The 733-nt window shown below is 33.4% G+C and carries 1 protein-coding gene; it reads right to left on the bottom strand.

Features of this window, described 5'->3' with window-relative positions; all coding sequences use genetic code 11:
• Positions 1 to 86 precede the first annotated feature (86 nt).
• Positions 87 to 458: a transposase gene (locus KI686_RS15645; protein WP_099570149.1), complete on the bottom strand. Its 372-nt coding sequence runs from the start codon at positions 456 to 458 to the stop codon at positions 87 to 89.
• Between the last annotated feature and the right edge of the window lie 275 nt (positions 459 to 733).

Genomic DNA, 733 nt, shown 5'->3' with positions numbered 1-733 from the left:
CTTGTAGTACGCATCACGTTTAAGCCCGAAAGCCATACAAATAGTGGTTAAAGACGCAAATCCTTTAGCTTTGTCTTTGGTTTTACTTAGCGCTCTATATTTAGCTTTTTTTTTAGTTCTGCAACAGATTTATAGCCAAGATCTTCGGCAGCAACTTCCAGGTATGAATCTTGAATCATTGCATCTAGATCTTTCTTTAACAACAATTTTTTTAGTTGTTCAATCTCTTTTTGAAGTTCTTTAATGCGTGTTATTTCGTCTTTGGTTTTCACAGTTATTCTAGTGTTCATAAGGTCTTTACGGTTGTACTTTCTTATCCATTCATTAATGGTAGTTGGTGCAATACCGTAGGCTTTCCCTAGTTGATATTTGTTTAGTTTTCCTGTTGTAAGTTCGTCTAAAATTTTCAGTTTAAAAGGTTCTGAATACCGTCTGATTACTTTGTCATTTTTGTACATAATGTTTGAAATTATGTAGCCTTTATTCAGGACGGGTCATAATGTTTGCCAACGGTTTTGTGTATGATTTCGTTGCGTTGATTTGGCAACTAATTTAGTAAAAAATAACAGGCAATAATTCAGCGCGAGGATTTTCCGAAAGGAAAATCAGAAGCAATGAATTATACACGGTGTTGTAAAACGTTTTTTAATTCCGCTATTTTATTTTCAATTTCAGATTCCGATTCATAAGGTGATTCAGCCATAAAGTATGAGTAAGCCAAATCATTTATTAA

It is taken from the genome of Polaribacter sargassicola, from assembly GCF_021991835.1.
Classification (GTDB): Bacteria; Bacteroidota; Bacteroidia; order Flavobacteriales; family Flavobacteriaceae; genus Polaribacter; species Polaribacter sargassicola.
Note: the sequence above shows the minus strand (reverse complement) of the source record. Positions and strands in the feature narration are given on the sequence as shown.